General features: G+C 46.2%; 31 protein-coding genes. 3 read left to right on the top strand and 28 right to left on the bottom strand.

Annotation, left to right across the window (positions count from 1 at the left end; all coding sequences use genetic code 11):
• The first annotated feature begins 56 nt into the window (after nt 1-56).
• Nucleotides 57-437, top strand: a complete 381-nt coding sequence (locus tag ASF99_RS02805) for a rhodanese-like domain-containing protein (protein ID WP_023467569.1) — start codon at nt 57-59, stop codon at nt 435-437.
• Between the two features lie 66 nt (nt 438-503).
• Here ASF99_RS02805 and gcvPB read toward each other — a convergent pair whose 3' ends face one another.
• The 13 genes from gcvPB to ASF99_RS02870 form a co-directional block, all read right to left on the bottom strand.
• A complete protein-coding gene (gene gcvPB / locus ASF99_RS02810; RefSeq protein WP_055966861.1) occupies nt 504-1,973 on the bottom strand; it encodes an aminomethyl-transferring glycine dehydrogenase subunit GcvPB in 1,470 nt (489 codons plus the stop codon).
• Nucleotides 1,966-3,312, bottom strand: coding sequence for an aminomethyl-transferring glycine dehydrogenase subunit GcvPA (gene gcvPA, locus ASF99_RS02815; RefSeq protein WP_055966865.1), 1,347 nt, complete (start codon nt 3,310-3,312; stop codon nt 1,966-1,968). Before gcvPA ends, gcvPB begins: the two co-directional genes overlap by 8 nt.
• A 13-nt stretch (nt 3,313-3,325) precedes the next feature.
• On the bottom strand, nt 3,326-4,408 hold the full coding sequence (gene gcvT, locus ASF99_RS02820) for a glycine cleavage system aminomethyltransferase GcvT (protein WP_055966867.1): 1,083 nt from the start codon (nt 4,406-4,408) through the stop codon (nt 3,326-3,328).
• Between the two features lie 184 nt (nt 4,409-4,592).
• Nucleotides 4,593-4,907: a hypothetical protein gene (locus ASF99_RS02825; RefSeq protein ID WP_023467565.1), complete on the bottom strand. Its 315-nt coding sequence runs from the start codon at nt 4,905-4,907 to the stop codon at nt 4,593-4,595.
• On the bottom strand, nt 4,904-5,389 hold the full coding sequence (locus ASF99_RS02830) for a shikimate kinase (RefSeq protein ID WP_023467564.1): 486 nt from the start codon (nt 5,387-5,389) through the stop codon (nt 4,904-4,906). The genes ASF99_RS02825 and ASF99_RS02830 overlap by 4 nt, the downstream gene beginning before the upstream one ends.
• Nucleotides 5,382-5,654 (bottom strand): hypothetical protein, encoded by a 273-nt coding sequence (locus ASF99_RS02835; RefSeq protein WP_235515862.1) that lies wholly within the window; start codon nt 5,652-5,654, stop codon nt 5,382-5,384. The genes ASF99_RS02830 and ASF99_RS02835 overlap by 8 nt, the downstream gene beginning before the upstream one ends.
• Nucleotides 5,651-5,944, bottom strand: a complete 294-nt coding sequence (locus ASF99_RS02840) for a hypothetical protein (RefSeq protein ID WP_023467562.1) — start codon at nt 5,942-5,944, stop codon at nt 5,651-5,653. Before ASF99_RS02840 ends, ASF99_RS02835 begins: the two co-directional genes overlap by 4 nt.
• Nucleotides 5,937-6,296 (bottom strand): type II secretion system protein, encoded by a 360-nt coding sequence (locus ASF99_RS02845; protein WP_055966873.1) that lies wholly within the window; start codon nt 6,294-6,296, stop codon nt 5,937-5,939. The genes ASF99_RS02840 and ASF99_RS02845 overlap by 8 nt, the downstream gene beginning before the upstream one ends.
• Before the next feature lie 5 nt (nt 6,297-6,301).
• Nucleotides 6,302-6,763 carry a type II secretion system protein gene (locus tag ASF99_RS02850; RefSeq protein WP_023467560.1) on the bottom strand — a complete coding sequence of 154 codons (462 nt, stop codon included), beginning with the start codon at nt 6,761-6,763 and terminating at the stop codon, nt 6,302-6,304.
• A complete protein-coding gene (locus ASF99_RS02855; RefSeq protein WP_023467559.1) occupies nt 6,732-7,043 on the bottom strand; it encodes a competence type IV pilus major pilin ComGC in 312 nt (103 codons plus the stop codon). Before ASF99_RS02855 ends, ASF99_RS02850 begins: the two co-directional genes overlap by 32 nt.
• Before the next feature lie 17 nt (nt 7,044-7,060).
• Nucleotides 7,061-8,002, bottom strand: coding sequence for a type II secretion system F family protein (locus tag ASF99_RS02860; RefSeq protein WP_055966876.1), 942 nt, complete (start codon nt 8,000-8,002; stop codon nt 7,061-7,063).
• Between the two features lie 14 nt (nt 8,003-8,016).
• Entirely contained in the window at nt 8,017-8,859 is an 843-nt protein-coding gene (locus tag ASF99_RS02865) for an ATPase, T2SS/T4P/T4SS family (RefSeq protein WP_023467557.1), read from the bottom strand.
• A 62-nt stretch (nt 8,860-8,921) separates the two neighbouring features.
• A complete protein-coding gene (locus ASF99_RS02870) occupies nt 8,922-9,308 on the bottom strand; it encodes a Spx/MgsR family RNA polymerase-binding regulatory protein (RefSeq protein WP_023467556.1) in 387 nt (128 codons plus the stop codon).
• 224 nt (nt 9,309-9,532) lie between these two features.
• Here ASF99_RS02870 and ASF99_RS02875 point away from each other — a divergent pair, with 224 nt between their 5' ends.
• Entirely contained in the window at nt 9,533-9,796 is a 264-nt protein-coding gene (locus ASF99_RS02875; protein ID WP_023467555.1) for a DUF2626 family protein, read from the top strand.
• Between the two features lie 42 nt (nt 9,797-9,838).
• On the opposite strand, the gene ASF99_RS02880 is transcribed toward ASF99_RS02875, so the two are convergent.
• A complete protein-coding gene (locus tag ASF99_RS02880) occupies nt 9,839-10,456 on the bottom strand; it encodes an MBL fold metallo-hydrolase (RefSeq protein WP_023467554.1) in 618 nt (205 codons plus the stop codon).
• 168 nt (nt 10,457-10,624) lie between these two features.
• Between ASF99_RS02880 and ASF99_RS02885 the strand changes: the two genes are divergently transcribed.
• Nucleotides 10,625-10,804, top strand: a complete 180-nt coding sequence (locus ASF99_RS02885; protein WP_023467553.1) for a DUF2759 domain-containing protein — start codon at nt 10,625-10,627, stop codon at nt 10,802-10,804.
• A gap of 536 nt (nt 10,805-11,340) precedes the next feature.
• Here the strand turns inward: ASF99_RS02885 and ASF99_RS02890 are convergent.
• The 14 genes from ASF99_RS02890 to pstA form a co-directional block, all read right to left on the bottom strand.
• Complete coding sequence (locus tag ASF99_RS02890; protein WP_023467552.1) at nt 11,341-13,266, bottom strand: LTA synthase family protein; 1,926 nt, start codon at nt 13,264-13,266, stop codon at nt 11,341-11,343.
• 216 nt (nt 13,267-13,482) lie between these two features.
• Nucleotides 13,483-14,433: an ROK family glucokinase gene (locus ASF99_RS02895; RefSeq protein WP_023467551.1), complete on the bottom strand. Its 951-nt coding sequence runs from the start codon at nt 14,431-14,433 to the stop codon at nt 13,483-13,485.
• Nucleotides 14,434-14,516: 83 nt separating this feature from the next.
• Complete coding sequence (locus tag ASF99_RS02900) at nt 14,517-14,720, bottom strand: YqgQ family protein (RefSeq protein ID WP_023467550.1); 204 nt, start codon at nt 14,718-14,720, stop codon at nt 14,517-14,519.
• Nucleotides 14,704-15,741 (bottom strand): M42 family metallopeptidase, encoded by a 1,038-nt coding sequence (locus ASF99_RS02905; RefSeq protein WP_023467549.1) that lies wholly within the window; start codon nt 15,739-15,741, stop codon nt 14,704-14,706. Before ASF99_RS02905 ends, ASF99_RS02900 begins: the two co-directional genes overlap by 17 nt.
• A 161-nt stretch (nt 15,742-15,902) precedes the next feature.
• Nucleotides 15,903-16,412 (bottom strand): GNAT family N-acetyltransferase, encoded by a 510-nt coding sequence (locus ASF99_RS02910; protein ID WP_023467548.1) that lies wholly within the window; start codon nt 16,410-16,412, stop codon nt 15,903-15,905.
• Between the two features lie 257 nt (nt 16,413-16,669).
• Nucleotides 16,670-17,626, bottom strand: a complete 957-nt coding sequence (locus ASF99_RS02915; protein WP_023467547.1) for an L-lactate dehydrogenase — start codon at nt 17,624-17,626, stop codon at nt 16,670-16,672.
• 165 nt (nt 17,627-17,791) lie between these two features.
• Entirely contained in the window at nt 17,792-18,571 is a 780-nt protein-coding gene (locus tag ASF99_RS02920; RefSeq protein ID WP_055966883.1) for a DUF92 domain-containing protein, read from the bottom strand.
• Nucleotides 18,565-19,110: a 5-formyltetrahydrofolate cyclo-ligase gene (locus ASF99_RS02925; RefSeq protein ID WP_023467545.1), complete on the bottom strand. Its 546-nt coding sequence runs from the start codon at nt 19,108-19,110 to the stop codon at nt 18,565-18,567. The genes ASF99_RS02920 and ASF99_RS02925 overlap by 7 nt, the downstream gene beginning before the upstream one ends.
• Before the next feature lie 57 nt (nt 19,111-19,167).
• Nucleotides 19,168-19,317, bottom strand: coding sequence for a 50S ribosomal protein L33 (gene rpmG / locus ASF99_RS02930; RefSeq protein WP_012369771.1), 150 nt, complete (start codon nt 19,315-19,317; stop codon nt 19,168-19,170).
• Nucleotides 19,318-19,421: 104 nt separating this feature from the next.
• Nucleotides 19,422-21,605: a 1,4-alpha-glucan branching protein domain-containing protein gene (locus ASF99_RS02935; protein ID WP_055966884.1), complete on the bottom strand. Its 2,184-nt coding sequence runs from the start codon at nt 21,603-21,605 to the stop codon at nt 19,422-19,424.
• 32 nt (nt 21,606-21,637) lie between these two features.
• Nucleotides 21,638-22,360, bottom strand: a complete 723-nt coding sequence (locus ASF99_RS02940) for a DUF4912 domain-containing protein (RefSeq protein ID WP_035398333.1) — start codon at nt 22,358-22,360, stop codon at nt 21,638-21,640.
• Nucleotides 22,361-22,467: 107 nt separating this feature from the next.
• The gene (gene phoU / locus ASF99_RS02945; protein ID WP_023467542.1) at nt 22,468-23,130 is read right to left on the bottom strand and encodes a phosphate signaling complex protein PhoU; all 663 of its coding nucleotides are present in this window, start codon (nt 23,128-23,130) and stop codon (nt 22,468-22,470) included.
• A gap of 18 nt (nt 23,131-23,148) precedes the next feature.
• The gene (gene pstB / locus ASF99_RS02950; RefSeq protein WP_053454494.1) at nt 23,149-23,925 is read right to left on the bottom strand and encodes a phosphate ABC transporter ATP-binding protein PstB; all 777 of its coding nucleotides are present in this window, start codon (nt 23,923-23,925) and stop codon (nt 23,149-23,151) included.
• Between the two features lie 99 nt (nt 23,926-24,024).
• Complete coding sequence (pstA, locus tag ASF99_RS02955) at nt 24,025-24,933, bottom strand: phosphate ABC transporter permease PstA (protein WP_023467540.1); 909 nt, start codon at nt 24,931-24,933, stop codon at nt 24,025-24,027.
• Nucleotide 24,934: the final 1 nt, after the last annotated feature.

A 24,934-nucleotide genomic window follows, 5' to 3' on the forward strand; every position in this document is an offset into this window, starting at 1 on the left:
TTTCGTTGACTATAATGAAACAGAGGTTAAACGAACGAAGGGGTTGGAAGTCGAATATGGAAACTGGAACTATCATTACGATCGTATTATGGGTCGCGCTGATCGCCTACATCGCTTGGCGTTTCATGCCGGTCAAAGGCATCACGAAATTGTCGCAAGAAGAATTCCGTGCGAACTACCGTAAAGCACAAATCGTCGATGTTCGCGAAACACAGGAATTCAAAGGTGGACACATCGTCGGTGCCCGTAACATCCCGGTCAGCCAAATGAAGATGCGCTCGAAGGAATTACGAAAAGACATGCCGATTTACTTGTATTGTCAAGGTAGCATGCGTTCTTCACAGGCTGCAAAAGTCTTGAAAAAAGCAGGCTATACGAATCTGTATCAGTTAAAAGGCGGATTCAAGCAGTGGTCAGGAAAAATCAAACGGAGCTAATGCTTCGTTCATCGCAAAAAGAGGATCTCTCCTTCGTCGGAGAAATCCTCTTTTTTATGAAATAGCTTATGCGTGTACTTCTTGTTTTGGTTCGTAGCGTAAGACCGGTTTTCGAGCAGCAAGTGTCTCGTCCATCCGTTTGACGATTGTCGTGTGTGGTGCGTTCAAGACGACATCCGGTGTCTCTTCGACCTCTTTTGCAATCTGGAGCATCGCATCACAGAAGGCATCGAGTGTTTCTTTCGACTCTGTTTCCGTCGGTTCGATCATGATACACTCCTCGACGTTCAATGGGAAGTAGATCGTTGGTGGATGGTATCCAAAGTCAAGCAGACGTTTAGCGATGTCAAGCGTCCGGACACCTAGTGCTTTTTGACGTTTACCCGACAAGACGAATTCGTGCTTGCAATAGACGTCGTATGGCGCGTCATACGCACCTTTGAGACGAGCCAACATATAGTTCGCATTCAAGACCGCTTCTTTCGAGACGCGAGCGAGACCTGCTCCACCCATCGTCCGAATATAGCTATAGGCACGCACGTTGATGCCGAAGTTACCGTAGAATGGTTTGACACGACCGATTGCTTCCGGGCGATCGTAGTCGAGGACATAACGCTCTTCCTCTTTGCGGACGATCGGTTTCGGTAAATACGAAATCAAATCTTGTTTGACCCCTACTGGACCCGACCCTGGTCCGCCGCCACCGTGCGGTCCTGTGAACGTCTTATGCAAGTTCAAGTGGACGACATCAAAGCCCATGTCTCCTGGACGAGCGATGCCCATGATCGCATTCGAGTTCGCACCATCGTAGTACAGTTTTCCGCCTGCCTCATGCACCGCTTTTGCGATTTCGACGATATCCGACTCGAATAAACCGAGCGTGTTTGGATTCGTCAACATGAGTGCCGCTGTATCGTCACCGACTTTTTTCTTTAAGTCTGCTAAATCAACGAGACCACGTTCATCCGATAAGACCGTCACGGTATCAAATCCAGCGACTGATGCCGATGCTGGATTCGTTCCGTGTGCCGAGTCCGGTACGAGGACTTTCGTCCGTTTAAAGTCACCACGTGCATGATGGTAGGCCTTAATCAACATCAAGCCTGTCCATTCACCGTGTGCTCCCGCCGCCGGCTGGAGCGTCACTTCATCCATTCCTGTGATGACTGCGAGTTTTTCTTGCAGATCATACATTAAACCGAGTGCCCCTTGGACACTTTCGACTGGTTGAAGCGGGTGAATGTGTGCAAACCCAGGGAGGCGTGCCATATCTTCATTGATTTTCGGGTTGTATTTCATCGTACATGATCCGAGTGGATAGAATCCAGAATCCACACCATGGTTACGGTTCGAGAGTGCCGTGTAGTGACGGACGAGATCCAGTTCAGATACTTCCGGTAGCGCCACGTCTTCCTTCCGTAACATCGAGGTCGGTAACAATTCTTCTACTGCCACCTCATCGACAGTCGGTAACGGTAAGCTATAGGCGATACGACCCGGTTTAGAAATTTCAAAGATCAATGTTTGCTCATTCATGTGTGAGTCCCCCTAACGCTGTCACGAATTGATCCAACTCTTCATTCGTCCGTAATTCCGTTGCACAAACAAGCATTTCATTTTGACGTGCCGCGTCATACGATCCTAACGGCAAACCGCTGATGATCCCGTGATCGAGCAATTGTTGACTCGCACGTGTCGCGTCGATTGGTAGCGTAACGACGAATTCATTGAAGCTCGGTCCATCGTCAACGATCGTAAAGCCAGCCTGTTTCAGCTTTTGTTTTAAGGCATGTGCCGTTTGCAAGTTACGTGTCGCGAGTTCCCGGATACCCCGTTTTCCGAGTGCACTCATCGCAATCGAAGCAGCGAGTGCATTCAACGCTTGGTTCGAACAGATATTAGATGTCGCCTTGTCACGGCGAATGTGTTGTTCACGTGCTTGTAACGTCAGAACGAAACCGCGTTTCCCATTCTCATCGACGGTCTGTCCAACGAGACGTCCCGGAATCTTACGCATCAACGCTTTTGTCGTCGTGAAATAACCACATGTCGGTCCACCAAAGCTTTGTGGAATTCCGAACGGTTGGCAATCTCCGATCGTAATGTCAGCGCCAAGTTTACCTGGCGCTTCTAAGATACCGAGTGCCAGTGGATTCGCAGAGACGATGAAGAGCGCACCACGTGCATGTGTCGCATCGGCCAATGCTTGTAGTTCTTCGACACGACCGTAGAAGTTCGGATACTGCACGATGACACAGGCGACGTCTTCGATGGCATCGAGTTGATCGATCCGTGTGACACCTTGCTCAAGCGATAATGTCTCGACGTTTAGTCCAGGACCGTTCGCATACGTCCGAACGACATCGTGTGCTTCCGGGTGAACGCCGTCTGAAAGAACGATCGTCTTTTTCTTCGTATGGGCACACGCAAGCATGGCCGCTTCCGCTAACGCCGTGATCCCGTCATACATCGAAGAATTCGCGACATCCATCCCTGTCAATTCACAAATCATCGATTGGAATTCAAAAATCGCTTGTAGCTCACCTTGCGAAATCTCTGGCTGATATGGTGTATAGGCAGTGTAAAACTCTGAGCGCAGTAACATATGGTTGACGACAGCAGGTGCATAGTGATCATAGATACCGGCGCCAAGGAACGATGGATATTGTTTCGTATTCATGTTTTGGTCGGCAAGCTTCGAGAGTGTCCGAATCAAGTCTGTTTCCGGAAGTGGAACTCCGACTTCTTCCAATGTACCGTTATCACGGACGGATGCCGGGATATCAGCAAGTAAATCTTCGATCGATGCTGCACCGATCGTCTGTAACATCGCCTGCTCATCTTCTGCTGTCATTGGTAAATAACGAAAATCCATAGAAATATCCCCCTTATTTCGTGCGACGATAAAACGGTGTCGCTGTTCGTTTCGCTGCTAAACGTTTTCCGCGTACTTCCACTTCAAATTGCTCTTGTTCCGCTACTTCTGCAGGAACGAGTGCCCAAGCAATCGCTTTTCCGACTGTCGGCGGCAACGTACCTGTCGTCACCACACCAACGACTTCCCCGTCATGCCAAACCGGTGCATCTTGACGCGCAATCCCTTTATCGAGTAATTCAAGACCGATCAAGCGACGCGGTGCTCCTTGTTCTTTCTGTTGCAACAAGACCTCTGAACCGACGAACGGTTTGACTTGTGGTTTGACCGCAAAGCCCATTCCCGCTTCGATGGGTGAAATCGTTGCTGATAATTCATGTCCATAAAGTGGCAGACATGCCTCAAAACGTAATGTGTCACGTGCCCCGAGCCCGCATGGTACGACACCTTGCTCAAGTAGTGCTTGCCAGACAGCAGGTGCGTCAACAGCTGCCATGTAGAGTTCGAACCCATCTTCCCCTGTGTACCCACTGCGTGAGACGATCATTTCCACTCCTGCAACCGTCCCCTGTTGGAACTTGAAAAATCCGATCTCTGATAAGACAAGTGGTGTCATGCCGGAAAGGATGGCTTCCGCACGTGGTCCTTGGACCGCAATTTGACCATATTGTTCCGATTGATTCTCAAGCGTAACGTCCCCTGTTAGATAGTGACGTAAATGTTGTTCGTCTTTTTCAATGTTCGAAGCATTGACGACGAGAAGATAGTCCGTTTCTGCCAAACGATAGACGAGTAAATCATCCACTGTCCCACCGTCTTCTTGGCATAAGACGTTATATTGCGCTTGCCCCACCGCAATCTTTGAAATATCGTTCGATAATGTAGCTTGTAAAAACGTCAGAGCATCCGGTCCGCTGACGAACAGTTCTCCCATGTGCGAGACATCGAACATGCCGACGTTCTCCCTTACTGCAACGTGTTCTTCTTTAATCGAGGAAAACAAAACTGGCATTTCAAATCCCGCAAAATCCACCATCTTACCGGTTTGCGAAACCGTTTCGAATAACGGTGTTCTTTTCAATGTCGTTTGACTCATACAAATCCCCCTATTTACGAACGTTTTCACTCTCTCTTCTCTTTAATGTTCCATTTTCAAATCCATCTTACCAATTAAAATCATAATTATCTAGTATTATTCGGAAAAAGGAACATACGAAAAAGAGAGAAAGGACCCTGTCCCTTCTCTCCTATTGTTTCATATTCTTCCCATGAAAGCCATTTCAAAATTGTTTGATTCCGGCAGTTCGTTTGATTTCTTCCTGGAGTCGACGACCTTCCGTCACCAATTGGCTCGCTCCTTGCTTCACACGATTTCCTTCTTCAGTGATTCGATTGATATTCCCTTTGATTTGATCGATTCGCTGCGTCGTATGATCAATGTTCGTCTGCAAGGTTTGCTGACGAATCGTAAAGCGCTCCATCAGTTGTTTTAACTGCCGAATATCCTGAGACAGCTTCTTTTTGTAAAGACTGAATCCAAACAACACGAGTCCTATGATAGCCAATAAAATAATACCTAACGTAATCCAAATCATGACTTCTCCTCCAATACAGTTTCAATCGCACGCGTTAATTCTTCGATTGATGCCGTTCCTTCAAGTCGGACAGTAGCTACTCCAGCATATAAGGAATAGCGACGTTCAAACAATCGTCTCACTTGTTCCCGTTCTGTCACGAGTGGACGATTCGGATCAGCGGCGATCCGTTCCCAAATCAAATCAAAGGGTGTATCGATCCAGACGACTGTTCCGGACTCCTGCATGTACAGTCGGTTCTCTTCTCGTTCGATGATCCCGCCACCTGTGACGACCACTTCGGCTTTGCTACTCTTCAACAATTCGCTTTCATGTGTACGAAACCCTGCTTCGCCATGCTCAGCGAAAAAAGCGGTAATCGTTTGTCCATGTTCCTGTTCGAACCGTTCATCCAGTTCGTCGACCTCGTATTGTGAACCCAATCGATGTCCGACGGCTGTTTTACCAGTTCCCATAAACCCAATCAAATAAACCTTACTCATGTGTGACGACCGCCTCGATTCTTTGACCATTCTCTAATCTCGCTTCCATTTTAAAGCCTTTATCGGTCGCTGTACAGCTGACTTGTCCGATTGAGTAGCGGAGGGTCTCGTCATTCGTACAATCTGCTTTCGCCGCTCGGATGAGAGACTCGAGTTGAAGGGCTTCTTGCTCTAACTGATGATGCCGCATCTCTTCGTCAATTTGCTGACAAGAAATCAAGAGCACGACTCCCATTCCTAGAAGTAACAGTAACGTTTGAATCAAGATGAATCCTTCCTGACGCATCGGAAGGAACGTCTGCTGTCGTTCAACTGAATCGAGAGAATCTCGGCATCCCCTGTCACGGTATAGTGTTTGACGTCGCGGGCGTATGTCAGTTCACCTCCCTGTTCTTTCTTGAGACGCAGTTGATCTTGCACACGGACGAGACGCCACTTTTCAGCCGTCTCTCCCGGATTGACGTCCATTCCACGAATCTCGTCTCCGACGCGCTCACACATCGTACTACGCCACATCAGTCGTTCCACGGTATGAAAGAACAATTTTTCATTCATTCGGTTGACTTCCGGCGGACGAACGAGAGGGGTCAATGTCAAGATTGCCAGCAGAAGAAGTGGGCTCAGCCATAGGACGAATGAGAGTTCGAGAAGGGTCATTCCGGATTCCGCTCGCAAGACACATCGTTTCATTGCACCACGCTCCTTGTTTCAGGACATAGGACGCTGTTCGGTTTTCAACTTGATCCGTCGCCATCTGCTCAAGCTGTTCCGTCTCTTGTTCCCATTTCATTTGTTTCGTCCGTAAATCGAGATAAGGATCAATCGCTAACATCATAAAGATACCGATTGCAACGATCGAGAGCATCACTTCAAGCAAAGAGAAGCCCGCTTGGCGTTCGTTCTGCATCCTTCTCACCTCACTTTACGGATTGCCATTTGATAGTTCCCAAGTAAGAATTTGATTTCATATTCGGCTGTTGCCGAACGGCAAGACCAAGTCGCTGCATAAATCGAGTGATAGCTTTTAAAATAGATGATGCGATTCGAGGGTGGAACGGTACACGTATGACCATTTTGGAATGTCCGTTGCCATAACAACCGGTCATCCGCAAGGACAAGGTATCCTGCACCGTCTCCTCGAAATCGAAACTGCATCAATGATTGATCTTGCTTTGAGTACTGCATCAGTCGAAGTGTCTGAATATCTTGTTCCATCAGACGAACCTCTTGTTCAAGCGGAATCCAGTCCGGTCGTTTTTCAAACAGTGCCGGTAATAAAAAAACAAGTAAACAAGCAATGATTGTCAGCACCGCCGTCATCTCAAATAAGGTAAATCCACGTTCACTTCGTAAGTTCGCCAGTCTTCGGATCATACGTATACGTCTCCTGATCACAGACGAGAGCATTCGGTTTATCAGCTGTTCCGCGATTGATCGTCTGAAGCGATTCTGGGTACTTCTTCTCTTTGGCATAGTAAAGGTTTACTTCTGACCGAATGACTCGAATGTTCGCCTCACAACTCACACCTTTCGCCTGGTCCTTTCCACTTGTCATCGTTGGAATCAAAACGAGCAGTAATAACGAAATGATCAATAAGACGGCTGCCATCTCAAGTAAGGTGAATCCATCCTGTCGCTTTAAGAATTGTTTCATCGTATCGTCTCCTCTGTTTAGAATGGAAGCTGCTGTATCGCTAGCTGTATCGGATAATACAAGATGAGAAACAACGTTCCCGTCATGATCGTCAATCCACCGTACAAAATCGGCTCGATCCATAACAACTTTTTCTCTAGTTCCTCTTCCATCGACTCATGCAAAAGTGTCGCTTGTTCAAGCAATAACGGTCCAAGATCGCCACTTTCCCGCGCCAAATGGACGATTCCAATCGTCTCGGCTTCGATGATCTCATCTTCGCCAAGCGCTTCTGCAAGTGGTTCCCCTGCCTGTTGTTTAGCATGTAGACGAGCATAGAGATGCCCTTTTTTATTCGCTTGTCCTTGCTCTAGATGGCGAAAGGTCTCTTCGAGCGAGAAGCCAGCATCGATGAACGATCCTACTTCGATCGTGAATAAATAGCTGTAGTAGAGGCGAATCAAACGCTGTAGCGGTTTCAGTCGTAAAATACGGTTTAACGGAAAGAAGCGAAAAAAGAGGTACCCGGAGGTCAACAAAATAACGGGAATACTTGCGAGCAGATATTTCGCAGAGGGGTGAAGAAGGAGATGCAGAAATGAGGGGAGAGTCTTCGGGTCCGACATCTCGAGGAGAGACGGAAATACGTAGAGGGCGTAAAAGAAGAACAGAAGGAATAGACTGGTCGCTAGAACAAGCGGATACCGAATCATCTTCCAAAACTTCGATCGCATTTCTGTTTCGAGGTCGAGCAGTTTCACGATTTGGTGAAGAACGAGCAATGGTCGCTCTGTCCTTTCTCCAACGAAAAGAAGTCGTTTTAAGGTATTCGTTAACGCAAGCGGTTCAAGCGATGCTGCAAAGGAGTCTCCTTTCTCAAGACGTTGTTCCATTTCTCCGACTACTTCCGCGAACGGCTGACGCTCGAATCGTTTTAAAATGAGTAACGTCTCTTTCGCGGAAATGCCTTTTGATAACAAACGGTGATATCGTTTTAAGAACCGACTTTGATCGCGGCTTGTAAGTTTCTGACGGTACAGCGGACATCCTCTCCTTTTCGCTCGAGATGAATGATGCGTTGACAGACAGCTAGTTCTGACTCTTCGATCCCTAAACTACGCAATCGCAATCGCGCCTCATCAATACTTCCAGCGTGTAACGTAAATAACACGACGTGACCACTAAGTGCGGCATTCATCGTCAAACGTGCTGCCTCTCTCGTCCGCACCTCACCAAAAGCAATCCAATCCGGATCCGCTCGCAATATTTCCTCAAAACATCGCGTAGCAGTGAAGCCTGCCTTTTCATTTAGTTCCAGTTGTAAGACGTTTGGTACCGTACATTCCACCGGATCTTCAATCGAGATGATTCGCTTTTCTTCCATTGCACTCATCAAGGAATATAACATCGTCGTCTTTCCTGCACCTGTCGATCCAGAAATGACGATACACCCGTGTCGTTGTTCAGCTAACCAAGCGAAGTCCAATTGATTGTGTAACGTTCGTAAAGCTGTTTCTTGAGAGACCGTTGATCGATAAAATCGCCACGACATCGCATCCCCTTGTCGACTCGGCAACAACGAGACACGCATGCCCTTTTTCCCGTGCGGATACAAACCACTTTGCGGAATCCGCTCATTCTGTTCCTTTAAGTTCGCCTCATAGCGGACATGACTGACAAGTGTCCGGTAACGTGTCAGTTCCACCTCTTCTTGTTCACACAAACCATCACCCGTTCGACAAACTATTCGGACGCAAGCTTCATTCGGTACGAAATGAACATCTGTTGCACCAAGTGATTCGAATCGTTCCATGAGTTGTGTCGTCCATTCCTTCATTTCTCTTCACCTCCCTACCGCAAACAATACACAAAAAAAAGAAGCCGACCAAACCGGCTTCTTTACGATACGTGTGCGATTGTCCGATGTTTACGCTTCGCCAATGTCTCAAGACCTGGTTTATCGTATCCGATAACAAGTTGTTTTCCATCAGTGATGATTGGGCGGCGTAATAATTTCGGATTGTCACTCATGAGGCGTAATAACTCACTGAGTTTCATGTCTTCAATATCAATGCCGAGATCCTTGAAGGCTTGACTGCGTGTTGCGAGCAAACTTTCAATCCCATCCGTCGATAATTTCAACAGTTCCATGAGTTCATCAACTGTTGGAGCATTTCTGAACAGATGACGTTCCTCTACATCAACATGTTCCTCTTTTAACCATGATTTCGTTTTACGACATGATGTACAGCTTGGGTATGTGAAAAAGACTAACTCATTCGTCATTTTTGCTCCTCCTCTCAAAGTGTGGGGTTTCATTACAGTTACTATAGCACGTCAATTTGACTTTGTACACCTTTTGTACAACTATTGTACAACTTTTTTTGAAACTTCATCTTTTGTTCACAGTTATTCCTTAACAATCACTAGAACAGGATGGACGGATGATTGTTTGCTTGGTAAAATAAGTACGTATATTGACTATCTGTCGGATTTAGGGGGTTATAGGAATGGGGAGAATGTACCGCGTACTCGGTTTCTGGACTGGTATCATCGCAGTCATGGCATTTATCGGCGCATTGGGTGGCGATGCAAGCTCAAGTGAGCATACGGATTCATTTTTAGTCATGGGCTTCGTCTTCTTAGCACAAACTGTCTTTTTTGCAGCGCTTGGTTACTTGCGCTTAACTGAAAAAACGTATGTCTATATCTTTGGAGCTTACTTAACTGTATTTTTCATCGTCTTTACGTACTGGTCGAACTTCCAGATGTAATGAAAAAAACTCGTCATCCTTTTGGATGGCGAGTTTTTTTAGTCAGAGGAATGGATTCGATTTCATTTCTTGACGAATCGTCGTACTCGGACCATGCCCTGGATAAACCGTCGTATCTGCCGGTAGTTCCGCGATGAGTCGATCCAGTGAACGCATCAATACGTCTTGATCCCCACCGTGTAGATCCGTTCGTCCGACGCCTTGCTGGAACAGGAGATCTCCACCGAACGCGATCCGTTCTCCTTTAAAGTAGAACGTCACACTTCCTGGTGAGTGTCCTGGCGTCTCAAGTACATGCATCGAAAAGCTACCGATCGTCAATCGTCCTGGTTGCAACAAATGATCCGCTGGTTTCATCCGCATCGGTGGCATTCCGAATTTTGCTGAACCATTCCATTCTGGATTACCGAGCCATCCTGCTTCTTCCGGATGCACGTAGACAGGGGCTTCCGTGAAGCGTCGTAACATATCCACACCACCAATGTGGTCAAAATGCGCATGCGTCAACAAAATCGCTTTTAATGTTGCTCCCCGACTTTCAATCTCATCGAAAAACCGCATATCTTCTGTACCCGGATCAATGACGAGACATTCCTTATCTTTAAATAACAAATAACCATTCTCAGATGCCATACCGGAAGTGATCATTACGATTTCCATTCTATAAAACCCCTTTACAATAGACTCTTCTCCTACTATACACGAAATTGTCGAAAGTTCCTGCAACGCCCTCTCGACTTTATCCCGCGAGTCGGATAAACTAAAAAGTGAGATTTAAGTGAAATCTTCGTGAAATTCATAACGTGATTGTTTAAGGGGGAGTACGTCATGCATTTGGATCAACCAATCGGTTGGCTTTTCTTCTTCGTCGCACTCGTCGGCGTTTGGGCCGTCGTTCGTTCACTTAAGAAACGCCAAATGTTTCCACTCGTATTCGCAGGTCTGACTGTCGTCTTATTCGGCTGGTTCGGGATTGCGACATTGATTTACGGCGGTATTCCATCGTAATCAAGATACGCTAAAAAGAGGCTGACTCAAAAGTCAGTATCTACAAAGATAAGGGAGGCAGATTGATGATCTGCCTCCCTTATCTCGTAATAAAAAGAATGACGCGTCATTCTTTTTTTTGAGTCAGCCCCTTGAGACTAAAGACAAAGTGCAATTTTTCTCTAACGAGAAGAATTGCACTTTTTTGTTCGTTTCGAATCGTTTTCCTGAGACAAGCATCGCGCCGCTTCAATTCGCTGCAGGGTCGCTCTTGCTTGTTATTCCCTAGGAAGCGATGTCGAGTGAACAAAACGCTTCCCTGATCCTTCTTCCGAGTATCAAAAGAATGACGCGTTACACGCCACTCTTACAGGAAAAAGCGCAATTTTGCGCTGTTAGAGGCACACGCCTGAGGAAAGGGCGTGAAAAGATGCGTCATTTTTTGGTGTCAGCCCTTTTGTCTAAAATCTGAAGAGAGATGCCTCGCGCATCTCTCTTTTTATTTGCCTTTCTACAAAAAAACGAATCCACTCGAAAGTAGATTCGTTTTCTTCATCTTATTTTGAAGTTTGAAGGAAACGGAGCAAGTCACCATAGATGACTTTATCCGAAAGTCCTAACTCCTTCTCGGATTGTTTCGTAGATTGTTTACACATCTCTGCTAACTCTCCATCTTTTACCTCTTCACCTGTCTGACGATCATAACATGTTTCCTGCGTATAAACCGTTTTGTCTGTTATGACGGAACCATCGCGGAACAGCGCATAATCCTTGTGCTGTTTCGAGAAGAGATCAGTACCGAACAATACTTCATTCTTGAAGTCTTGTCCTAACAGATGAAGCAATGTCGGTTTAATGTCGATTTGGCTCGCGACGTCTTCATGTTTGACACCTTTCGTTTGACCCGGTAAATGGATCACGAATGGTACACGTTGCAATTGTGCAACATCATACGGCGTCAACTCATCTTTGTTCATGAGTTCTGCCATCGCAGCATTGTGGTTCGTCGAGATACCATAGTGGTCACCATAGACCATGAAGATCGTATCATCCCACGTACCATCTTTTTTCAGACCCTCGATGAATTTACCGAGTGCCATATCTTGATACGCTAGTGCCTGAACATAATGGTTCAACGTCGTAGAACTTGTCTCAAGCGGTGGTACGAGTTCATCTTCTGGTTTTGGCATCTCAAATGGATAGTGGTTCGTCAATGTGATGAACTTCGAATAGAACGGACGTGGTAAATCTTTCAACATCGGCAATGACTGTTCAAAGAATTTATCGTCAAGCAAGCCCCACTCCGTCAAATCTGCTGGATCACCTAGGTCATAATCCGTCTCTGAGAAGAAACGATCGACGCCAAAGCTATTGTAGACGATGTCTCGGTTCCAGAACGATTTGTTGTTTGCATGGAAAACAGCTGAATAATAGCCGTCTTCTTTCAGCATTTCAGGAGTTGCCCGGAATTCATTTTCTCCGTTCGTAAAGAATGCTGCACCGCGTCCAAGTGGATAGATCGAGTTTTCGAGAATGAACTCAGCATCTGCCGTTTTCCCTTGTCCTGTGTTGTGATAGAAGTTATCCCATGAATGCGATTCCTTGATCAACTTATTCAGGTTCGGTGTAATCTCTTGTCCGTTTGGTGCTTTTAATCCAACTGCAAAGGATTGTGCCGACTCAAAGGAAACGACGATGACGTTCTTTCCTTTGTACTTTCCGAACATAGCTGGGTTCGGTTCAGCATGTTTTGAATCAATGAAACTTTGAACTTCCGACAGTTCAGAACTGTCCGCGAGTGCTTTTTGCGCAGATGTCTTAGACTGAATGAGAGCATCATACATATGGAAGTTAAATGTTCCGATGTTTTTAACGAGCAATTCTCGGTCGAAGGCACGTGTGAGCAATTCTGGACGTTCTGTCTCAGCGAGCGTCAAGTTTCCAAGGAAAACGACAACTGCTGCAACGAATGCGAGAATCGCGCGTCCACGTGACGCAACATTTTTTGACATGTCCATTTTCCGTAAGAAGAACGGTAAGATGATCAAGTCACCGACGATCAATAAATCGGACCAATTCAAAAGTGACCCGAGCGATGCAGAAACAGTTTCCGCATTCGATGTTTGGAACAATACCGGCAACGTCAGATAGTCATTAAAGAAGCGGAAGAAAATGATGTCCGCATATAAAATGAGTGTCGCGACGAACAGTGTGCCGTAGATGAACCATTTTTGAACATTTCCTCGGAAGAAGAAGCTGAACCCGAACATGAAGAGCGCTGAACTAATTGGGTTAATTAGTAGAATGAATGCTTGCGCAGAGTTTGTTACGGGAACGTTGAAGAAAAGTGTATACGCTAAATACGTTTTTAACCAAATCAATAAGGTCGCAATCCAAAAGAGCTTGTGCTCTTTATAGGTGCTGCGAACGCCTTGACCCATCTTTAGGCGCATTCGCGACCAGATGTTTGCGTCTTGCTGCATAAAAACCTGCCTCCTAATTTACATGTGCTTTCTGATTTCAGTTCACACAACTTACCTCATAATTTACATATACCCATATCACGTGAAAATTTTACGCTTAGTTTTACAAAAATGCAACTGGAATCCGGAAGATACTTAACAATCACATAATTACTGTACGTTTGTAAACAAAAAAAAGATTCGCCGAAGCGAACCTTTTACTGAAATTGAATATTATCATTTTTTGAGAAACATCTGCTTCGCAAGCCATGCACAGCCGATGACTCCTGCATCGTTTCCAAGCTCGGCAATCTTGAACGTCGTTGATCCGAAAACCCGTGGTAAAGCGAAGCGTTCGAACTGTTGACGGAGTGGTGCAAGCAATGTCTCGCCCGCTTTTGACACACCACCACCGATAACGATGATTTCCGGGTTAATACTGTTCGCTAAGTTGGAGATGGCAAGACCGAGATGGAACGTCACTTCTTCTACGACTTCCGTTGCAATCCGGTCTCCTTTCTCATACGCTTCGAATACGTCTTTTGCTGTCACTGCCTTGATGTCGTTGAGTAACGTTTCTTTCCCTTTACGCTTCTCAAGACCAAGACGAGCGATCCCTGTTGCTGACGCGATCGTCTCAAGACATCCTTTGCGACCACATCCACATAGGACGCCACCTTCAGGCAACATCGTGATATGACCGATTTCTCCAGCCATTCCGACTGTACCATGCACGATTTGTCCGTTCGTGATCAGACCACCACCGACGCCCGTACCGAGTGTGACAGCAAGGAGTTCGGTTGCCCCACTACCGGCACCTTTCCACATCTCACCGATTGCCGCTGCGTTCGCATCATTTTCAAGTACAGCCGGTAAACCCGTCAAACGTTCGAATTCACCGATGAGTTCAAAGTTAGTCCAACCGATATTGACTGCTTTCTCAACGACACCTGTATTGAAATCAATGAATCCCGGCGCACCGATGCCCGCTCCGACGAAATCTTCTGGTCGTTTATTGCTCTCTTGACACTTCTCAAAGAAGGATTTTGCGATATCTCCAGGAATTTGTACGCCATCATTCAAAACGACCGTCTCGATTTCCCACTTTTCTACGATGATCCCTTGCAAATCCAAAATTGCCATCTTGACTGTCGTGCCGCCGATATCAATGCCGAGTAACCATTTCATTGCTTCGTCTCCCCTATACTCATATAATGTCTGCTTCCTCATTTTACCGGACATAACCCGTTTGCGCAAAGGGTTGCACAATCTTAAATGTTATCGGATTGTGAACGCTTTAATTCATGTCGTAAGATTAGTTTCGCTGAATCGTACTGACGTTGTTCTAAAACGCCTGCTTCTTGTAATTCATCGAGTTCAAGCATCATCATCGCGATATCGGACGCTCGGTCCCCAAGATAGATGAATGTTCCGTATGTCTTGAGTAACTGCTGTACGTCATACAGTGTCTTCATCAACCATCGGCTCCTTTACATAGGCATGCAACAAATCATATGTCGCTTGTAACGACGTCTCATGTGTACGTTCGTACGAATGACTCGATTCGATTCCCGGACCGAACAATCCGTGCCGGACGTCGTGTCCCGCACTTACTGCCGCTGAGGCATCCGAGCTATAGAATGGATAGATATCAACCTTATATGGAATACTGTTACGTTGTGCTAAACGCGTTAACTGGTGGCGTAAAGCCAAGTCATATGGACCCGAACCATCTTTCGCACAGATCGAGACCGTGAATTCATCGGAGTGTTGACCGTCTCCTAGTGCCCCCATGTCGACTGCGATGTATTCTGCGACTTCTTCCGTGAATCCAGCATTTCCACCGAATCCAACTTCTTCGTAATTTGAAATCAGAATCTGGACCGTGTGTGGCAGCTCGATTGTTTTCCATTCCTTGATCAATTCAAGCAACAAAGCAACGGATGCTTTATCGTCGAGATGGCGCGACTTCACGAATCCCGTTTCCGTGTAGAGGAATCGCGGATCAAATGTTACGATGTCTCCTACTTCAATCCCGGCAACGCGCGTCTCTTCTGCTGTCGTTGAACGGATATCGAGCCGTACTTCGATATTATCAGCGGAGCGTTCCGTCTTATTCGTCTCGCGCGACGTATGAACACTCGAATGGTGGAACACGATTGTACCTGAAATCGTTTGACCGTCCATCTTGTGAATGAGACAGTTCTCACCTTCAATTGCTGTCCAAGCATATCCCCCCAGTTGTGATAAACGAAGTCGTCCTGTTGGTAAAATCTCTTTCACCATCGCTCCTAGTGTGTCGACGTGTGCCGTCAGTAACCGCGTACGCGTTGAAGCACCAGGTAGTGTCGCTAAAATCGCTCCTTTCTCAAGTTTTCGATACGTGATTCCTTCTGATACCAATCGCTTTTCTACATATGTAATCGCTTCTTTTGTCGAACCTGTTGGACTCGGAATCGAGACAAGCTCTTCAATCGTACGTATGACTTCTTTCATGTTCATTCGCTCCCTTTCAATCGGACTACGATGTGACATCCGCTTTGTTCTCATGATAACAAATATTCATTCTTTGCCGATACTGATATCCTACGGATACCATGCAAAAAAGCTGTAGCACTTTTTTTGCTACAGCTTCTAATCTACATCCTCTGAAGAACTTAGACGTACTTCTTCATCCAAATATCATCACGATATGTGCCGTCTTCTAATTTTACGGAATCTGGATCTTCGGCATATACTTCAAAACCGAGCGACTCATAAAGATTTTGTGCGGCTTCGTTTCCTGATAAAACGGCAAGAATGACTTGCTCGACGTCCGGTAACTTTTTCGCTTCCTCGATTAAGGCTTCCATTAAAGCGCGACCAGTACCCCCGCGATATTCAGGTGATACGTATACTCCAGAAATCATCGCTTTATGCGATTCACGTGACAATTCATATGGTTTGACCTGACCAAACCCAAACAACGTATCACCGTCGAACATACCAAGCCAAACCTCATCGGAGTCGGGTTCTCCCTCAAGTCCTTCTTGTACTTCGCGGAGCGGGGTTTGCTGTTCATCATCAAACGAATGACCGAATGCATCTGGATGATTTTTTAATCCCTCAAGGCGTAGATTCCAGTATTGTTCTGCATCCTCTTTAGTTAGTTTTCGAAAAGTATACATGACTGTCGGTTCTCTCCTTTTTGGGTATCATGACGTACAAAAAATGACGTAAAAATGCTTCTATCTCTTACTTAACCCTTTTCTAGTAAAATAAAACCTAGATTTTTCTCTTTTTACTACTGGACGAATAGATGTGATTTTTTATGTATTCGTTCTTTACATCAAAAAAACTCAAGTGTGGACAATATGAAGAAAGTCCGACACTTGAGTTTTTTTGCTACTTTATTTCGGTAATACCTTCAGCATGATGCGTACGCTTATCCTTGCAAGACGGGTTCAAGCGTCTGACGCAATACATCAGCAGAATGATGGAATTTCTTCAACTCTTCTTCCGTCAATGAGACTTCAATGATTTCACGCACACCTTGACGATTAATGATGGCGGGAACTCCAATGTGGATACCGGAAATGCCATACTGCCCATCGACATGCGCACCGACCGTTAATAGACAGTTCTCATTTCCGAGGATGGCACGAACGATCCGAACAAGCCCAAGCCCGATCGCATAGTAGGTTGCCCCTTTGCGCTCGATGATATGATAAGCAGCATCTCGGACGTTGATGTAAATTTGATCAAGATCTGCTTGAGAATAACGATCGTCTTCAGCAAGTAGTTCATCAATCGTTTTTCCATAAATACGGCTGTTACTCCAGGCAGCGAATTCCGTATCACCATGTTCTCCAAGAATATAGGCATGGGCATTTCGGGAGTCAATGTGAAAGTATTCTCCAAGCATTTGACGCAGACGTGCTGTATCAAGCACCGTTCCTGATCCAAATACGCGGGATTTCGGAAGACCGGAATATTTCCAGGCAAGATGCGCCATGATATCAACCGGATTAGAAGCCACGACGATGATCCCATCAAAACCAGAATCCATGATTTGACGAATCATTTCTTTCATGATCAGCGCATTCTTTGCAACGAGATCGAGTCTTGTCTCACCTGGTTTTTGTGGAGCGCCTGCCGTGATGACGACGACTTCCGCTTCGCGGCAGTCCGCGTAGTCGCCAGCCCATATTCGCATCGGTGAAGAGCTAAATGGTGTTCCATGGTTTAAGTCCATTGCCTCGCCCTCTGCTTTGGCTTTGTTGACATCAATGATGACAAGTTCTTCACAAAGCCCAGCTGTTGACATCTGATAGGCAAAGCTTGAACCGACTGCACCAGCTCCAATGAGGGCTACCCGTGTCACTTTCGCATGTAATTCCATATCGTTATGTCCACCCTTTCATTCGTCCTAAGAGTTTGTTAACTATCTCACAAATAAATTGTAACATCTTTCACATTATTTGTATCATGTGAAATTAATCACATTTGTCCATTTTGTGTCATTGATATCCTAACATAAGGAATTACATACTCATATACTTTCCAGTTACCAGAATCGAACGATGATAAACCCGATTCCACTTGCCAAACCACTCGTTAAGACATTGACAGCATCATTCCCTAAAAATCGAATACCTGAAACATAAGCTGTCGGTTGCCCATGGTGCTTTCGCTTTTCTGTGTATTCCCCACAAACCGTACATCGGTAAACGCGTTGCCCTACTGCTCCAAATAGTGTATCCAGCAGGCTCCCGAGTACACCGATACTTGTTACGAGTAAGACGTCTCTTAAAGAAAGAGAAAATATCCAATGCGCTGCTATCGCGATGAACGCAGCTCCTGCGATCGTACCGACCGTTCCAATCAGCGACATCGCTCCACTTGTTCCTGCTGGTACCCGTCGTAACGTTTTGAGCGACCATGGATCACGTCTTGAGAGCGGTCCGATTTCGGATGCCCACGTATCAGCATTCGATGCTGCGATGACGAATAGAAATAACAAGAGATACGCAAAATCCATCGTCATGGCATACGCTAAGGCAGCAACGAACGCTAGCCCTCCATTCGCAAGGACCTGCCATCCGTCACGCGCGCCGTCTTTCTCAACGATGGAGTCGACCGATTGTTTTCTGGACCGTCCGACCTTCGATAACAGGCTCGAGCTACCAAAGAAAAGTAAGAGTACTACTAATCCTTGCCAACCGAATCCGAATGAGACACCACTACCGACGAGCAAGGTCATGATCGCACCACTTGTCGTCAATAAACGAAAAGATCGTCCGGTCCAAGCAAGCAATAGACAAAACAAAATGGTCGCGCTTAGCATCGGATGACCTCTAAGTCAGTGACGATCAGATCAACTGGGATATCAAAGGCTTCCACTTCAAAATCTGAAAGAAGTTGTTCAGAAAAGGCAATCGATACTTTACATCCTGCATAGGTCACGAGTGCACGATCGTAATAACCTCCCCCCCATCCTAACCGATAGCCGTCCCGACGATAGGCACGACCCGGAACAAGGCAAAGCTCTGCTTGAGCAAGTGAAGCGCGACGTGCTGAAGCGGTCGGTTCAGAAATCCCCATCTGATTTGCTTGCAGTTGATCTTCTGGTCCATGTTCATAAAAGATCATCTCGTCTCCGACTACTTTTGGTATCAAGACCGTCTTGCCCTCTTGCCACGCCTGTTCAATCAGCATTCTTGTATCACATTCATTTCGAAAAGCTAATGTGATCGCGACACAAGTCGCTTGTTGCCATTCAGGTAATAATAATACATGTTCGTGAATCAACCGTTCCTTCTCCGCACGGTTCTCCATCATATCGAGTCGTTCTTTGATCAGACGGCGTACTTCTTGTTTATTCATGAATGTCTTCCTTTCCACAAAAAAAGCCATCACACGAAGTGACGGCTTCCATCTCAATTATTTCACTTCACGGTGAAGTGTGTGCTTACGGAGACGTGGGTTGTATTTCTTCAACTCAAGACGCTCTGGGTTGTTACGCTTGTTCTTTTTAGTGATATAAGTACGGTCACCAGTTTCAGTGCAAGCTAATGTGATTTTAACGCGCATGGGATTCCCTCCTATCTAGCTCTCGATGTATCAAGTGATTTTGCTTTACATAAGGTTAAGCATACTCAAGTATCGTACCAAGAAAGGAAAGGAATTGCAACTGTTCATCCGTTCTTTTTCGGATTCGTCACGTGTTGATATGGTTTTTCAAGGTTCTCTTCAAAACGCAGTGGCTTCTTTTCGACGTGATACTCTTGCTCCACCCCGTGACGTGACTCTTCTCGTTCTAGATAAACAACCGCTGATTGGCGCAACGCATCTCCTTCAAGTCGTTTTAAGGCAACGACCAGACCACCTGAACGATCAGGAGAACGCTCACTTTCGACATCGTAGACGTTACTGACGAGTGGCAACTCTTTGATCTTCGCGATAGCTTGGGCAGCTGATGCGGTCTCCATGTTGAAGTTGTGGATGACTGCGAAATCAACGATCTTACTCAAAGCTTGCGCTTGGCGTAAGAAGGCTAAATTTAGTGCCGCCAGTTGGTTATAGGTCTGAACGAGCGGTAGACCTGTCACTTGCACTCCGTAAACGTGAACACCTTCTTCAAATCGATACGCTTCCAGATGTTCCGTGACGACATAGACGTTCTCACCAGCAGCAGCAAGCCGTCGAGCGAGCTCCGAAGCTGGCCGGTCTGACGCATCATATTGTCGGACAAACAATAAGATGGCGTCTGTATTCCAAGATTTTTCACGTTTCACTGCCACGTAGTAATCATGTGCCGTCAAGAAGACATCCGGTTCAATATCTGAATCTTGAAGGAAAGGATATTCGCGATATCGATCATCCAACCATTCCACCGTCAGCTCCTCAGCATCCAGGCGACGCTCAGTTTCTTCAAAACGTAGGATGTGCTCCCGGAAACGATTCGCAGCATACTGCGCTGTCGTCTGTCCATCAAGGATGAACGGCCAGTCGCTCGAGACAGCGAGGAGGTATTCTCGAATGAGTTGACGCTTCGCTTTGACAGTCAATGCATCTTGATGACGATTTCGAGCTACGACACCTGCTAGTCTCTTCTCAAGCTGATGGAGATGACGAATCATCCAGTCATTCCGTTCATTGATCCAGACTTCCGCGTAGCCTTTTCGTCCCCATGTTCCCATCGCGACGTGGGCCGTGTCGATGTCTTGGAAGTGACGTTCGAGGAAGATCGCCGGTGAAATCGACTCAATTCCTTGGTCTTCTAAACGTTCCATCGCTTTACCGAGGAAGTCGGGACCTTCAAACCACCAGTGACCGAATAATTCGGCATCAAATGGTGCTGTGACAAGGAACGGTGGGAAGTCTTGTCCTTGATGCGCATCTAAATGTTCACCAAGTGCTTGTGCGAAGTCTGCTGCGTGCTCACTTGTCCGTTGCCATGCCCAATCACGAACGTAATAGTCTTTTTGATCCGTTTCTCCTGTTACACGATGCAATTTCAATCCTGTATCATAACGTAAGCCCTCTGGGTGCATGAACTCAGCGATTTGATCCCACTCTCGATCGTACGCAAGGTCACGATAAAACTCGCGGTAATCCGGATGACCCGGGTATCCGATGACAGAGCTCCAAATCTTGCCGGAAATGATTTGATCACGCGGGAACAGTGCCACACCGTGCGGCGAATAGACAGGTGCTCCGATTCCGTGTTTCGGTGACGGATCCGCGTTTAAGATTGAATGTTCGTCAACGAATGTATAACGAATGCCCTCTTCATACAAAATACGATCAAGTCCGGGTGTATACGCACACTCTGGCATCCAAAGACCAGATGGACGGAATCCGTAATGACGTTCGAAACAGTTCAATCCCGTCTGAATTTCAGAACGTGCCGCTTGTTCAGACAACATGTGCGGACTGAATCCGTGCGTCGCCGTACACGTAATCAAATCGAGATAACCTTGCTCCTTGTAATGACGGAATGCGCGGTTCAAATCTTTTTCCCAGTGAAGGAACGTATTCAATAAATCTTGATAGCGGTCTTGATAGAATAGAAGCGCATCTCGTTCCTTTTGAGCAAGCTCTCGCTCTAGTTCCTGGCGAATCAAACGTAACGTATCCTCGATATGCTCGATATACCGCTCTTGAATCAATGGGTCGGCAAGCATCTCGATGACGGGTGGTGAAATGCTGACCGTCCAGCCGAGCGGACGTGACAAGCGATCGACCTCCCACAATAATGGGATGTAGGTTTCTGAAATCGCTTCATACATCCACCGTTCTTCTAGACGATGCGCCTCTTCATGACGGATATATGGTAAATGTGCATGTAAGACGAGTGAAAAATATCCTTTTCGCATAGCTTCTCTTCCTTCCCCTCTCTCTAATTCCATTATCGGACGCGATCGAAATAGGAGTAAGGACGTAATACTTCGACCCATTCCGGTTGTTCGACCTCTCCGTATTGCCAATGATGCACGACTTCCGCGAACCGTCCGTCCGTAACTGGCTCGTCACGTGGCGTTTCGACTGGTTTTGAACGCAGTACTGGAACAAAGTCCCCGTCGATCGTTTGAATGCCCCATTCAATGATGTATGTAGTATTCGGGGCGACTGGTCGAACGAACCAAGCATTCGTCATTTCTGGTAGCTCGAATTGATACGTCCGATTTGCCTGTCCTTGTTCATATTCAACAAGCGTGACATCAATAATGCGTAATTCTTTACGGAACGAATCAAACGTCGTGTGATAGTGCGTCTCTAGCAACTGTTTCGACAGTTCAGACAATTCCCAGTAGACGTATAACGCTGTCGGTGACTGAACGATGGCGTGGAGGATGTCATCCTCGTAATGTGTCGCCATTCCAAACGCGTCACGTTCTAGCGAAGGTACCACTTGCACAGACGGTACGACGTCTAATACAGGTGCAGTCGACTTTTTTGTCTGCTTGACCGTTTTTGATTCTACTTTCGGCGCTACTAAAGGTTGTTCTGTTAACGATTTACGATATTTAGTCCACGCATATTTGATTTTTCCTTCAGTCGTATCCAATTGAGCTGCGATTTGTTTTGTTGTCAGCCCTTGTTCTTTCAATTTAATGATTTGCTCAAGCATTCCCAATCACCTCTCTGTCATTATTCACTTCTTTCCTATTCTACAAACGTGTTTCGAATCCCTTTACAAAAAAAGTAGGCAGAGGAAATTCCTCCTGCCTACTTGATTCATCCGTTTAAATCATAATGTTTTCCTTTTTCGAGATAGATCAGATGCTCCCCGACGTTCGTCAAGTGATCACCCATCCGCTCGATGTAGCGGCAAATGTTCGTGAATTGCATGACTTCATCGACGACAATCGGCTGAAGTGACATGTGACGCATGTACTGGCGAAGTGCCTTATATGTCGTCTCATCAATGACGTTATCGAGATCAGACAAGGCTTTTGCTTTCTCGACATCTCCGTCACGATAGGCGACGATCGCAGTTTCCGTCATATCCAGTAATGTCTCGAATGCTTCCTTCAACAAAGAGATATCGATGACATACGGGAATGTTTCGACACGAAGAACCGCTTTTGAGATATTCCCCGCATAATCTGCAATCCGTTCGAGATCCGACGAAATTTTCATCGCGGTGATGATTCGTCGTAAATCCGTCGCAACGGGTTGTTGCTTTGCGATTAAGAGAATCGCATCATCGTTGATTTCAAGTTCAAGATCATCGAGTTCATTATCGTTTTCGATGACACTACGCGCGATGTCTTGATCATATTTTTCGAGTGCTTCTGCCGTTGTTGCGATCTGTTGCATCGTCTTGCGAGCCAGTAAAAAGACCTTTTGATCGAGTATTGCAAGATTTTCTCCAAAAATCGTACGGTTCGCTGCCATTCGTCTCGTCTCCCCTTCTTATCCGAATCGTCCTGAAATGTAATCTTCCGTCCGTTTGTCACTCGGATTGCCAAAGATCCGGTCTGTTTGATCGAACTCGACGACTTCACCATTCAAGAAGAACGCTGTTTTGTCCGAAACACGTGCAGCCTGTTGCATGTTGTGTGTCACGATGATGATCGAGTAGTCTGATTTCAATTCTTGGACGAGTTCTTCTACTTTTAATGTAGAAATCGGGTCAAGTGCCGATGTCGGCTCATCCATCAAGATGACATCTGGCTCGATTGCAAGGCAACGCGCGATACAAAGACGTTGTTGCTGACCACCAGAAAGACCGTAGGCATTTTCGTTCAAACGATCTTTGACTTCATCCCAGATTGCCGCACGGCGTAAACTGCGTTCGACGATCTCGTCGAGGATCTTTTTGTTTTTAACACCGTGGACACGAGGACCATAAGCGATGTTGTCATAGATTGATTTTGGGAATGGGTTCGGTTGCTGGAAGACCATTCCGACCGATGTCCGTAATTCTTCGACACCGTATTCTTTATCAAAGATATTACGTCCGTGATACTCGATTGCACCATTCGTCCGTACGATCGGAACGAGTTCGACCATTCGATTCAATGTTTTGATGAATGTCGATTTCCCGCAGCCAGACGGTCCAATGATTGCCGTGACTTCATTTTTCTTAATGTCGAGATTGACATCTTTCAGCGCATGATCGTCACCGTACCATAAGTTTAAGTCTTTGACGTTATAGACGCTCTCACGTGCTGCTACTGGTTGGTTCATACGCTCTGTCCCTTCTGTAACGACTGATTTCGTATTCAGCTTCGTATCCATCATCTGTCTTCCTCCTTAAAAGAAATCCCTTCTATCTATCTCGTTCGATTAATAACGTTTTGAGAAACGGTTCCGGATCCAGATCGCAAGTGAGTTCATCGTCAAGAGAATGACCATTAAGACGATGATTCCCGCAGCTGCAAGTCCTTGGAAATCTGCTTGCGGACGACTTGTCCAGTTGTAGATTTGAATCGGCAATGCTGTGAATTCTGAGAAAATACTTTCTGGCGCACGAGCAATGAAAATCGCAGCTCCGACCATGATGAGTGGTGCTGTCTCACCAATTGCTCGAGATACAGCCAAGATGATCCCAGTAATGACACCTGGTAGTGATGCCGGAAGAACGACTTTAAACGTCGTTTGCCATTTTGACGCACCGAGTGCAAGTGATGCATGACGCATTGCTTGTGGAACGGCACGGATCGCCTCTTGAGACGAGACGATGACGACCGGAAGACTCATCAACGCGAGTGTCAAGGCTCCTGCAATCAATGTTGAACCGAAGCCCATGTTACGTACGAAGAACGTCAAACCAAGTAAACCGAAGACGATCGATGGTACACCTGCAAGGTTTGAGATGTTGACTTCGATGAATGAAGTCATCCGACTCTTCTTCGCATACTCTTCTAGGTAAATCGCTGCCCCGACACCAATGATGAAAATCATCGGGATGATGAGGAGCATCAAGAAGATGGAGCCCATTAACGCCGGATAAATCCCGGCACGTTCCGAACGGCGTGATGGTGCATTTTGTAGAAACTCAAGTGATAACCATGACGCACCGTCACGGATGACGCCGAACAAGAGAATACCTAAGACGACGAGACCGAAGAACAGTCCAGCAAGGAAAATGACTTTTGTGACGTTGTTGACGATGAGTCGCTGGCTAATGGATTTCTTCACCGCGACCGGATCAATGAATTTTTTTGAGACAGGTTGCTTTTCTGGTAAGGCCATC

The organism is Exiguobacterium sp. Leaf187, from assembly GCF_001423925.1.
Lineage (GTDB): Bacteria > Bacillota > Bacilli > Exiguobacteriales > Exiguobacteriaceae > Exiguobacterium_A > Exiguobacterium_A indicum.